General features: G+C 48.8%; 1 protein-coding gene. It reads right to left on the reverse strand.

Annotated elements, in window-relative coordinates; all coding sequences use genetic code 11:
- Positions 1-334 (reverse strand): IS200/IS605 family accessory protein TnpB-related protein (locus tag ACI7RC_RS27805; RefSeq protein WP_408111392.1); only part of this gene is annotated, 334 nt, incomplete at both ends.

Raw genomic sequence — 334 nt, forward strand, 5'->3', positions numbered from 1 at the left:
TTATATAAGCCGCGTTTGATCCTTTTTCCGGAGAACCGATGTGTGGTTCCTTGTTCATAGGCGGGCAAGGGATCACCATCTAGAAAACTAGCCTTGGAAGTATAGGCTTCTTCTGTGAATTGTACGTCAATCCCCTGCTCGGCCGCTTTATATTGGATCATGGAAGTCAACATGTGGTGAGGGATATGACAAAAGGACTGGTTGGTTCTTTTGCCGATGTTGCCTTTCTGCTTCCAGCCCGGATTATGTCCGATGACGATCGTCCCGATGTTTTGCCGGGCAGCAAGCAGGACAATCCGGTAGCTCGCCTTGTGGAACAGGTCTTTGATTTTGC

Source organism: Brevibacillus sp. B_LB10_24, from assembly GCF_046036945.1.
GTDB lineage: Bacteria > Bacillota > Bacilli > Brevibacillales > Brevibacillaceae > Brevibacillus_C.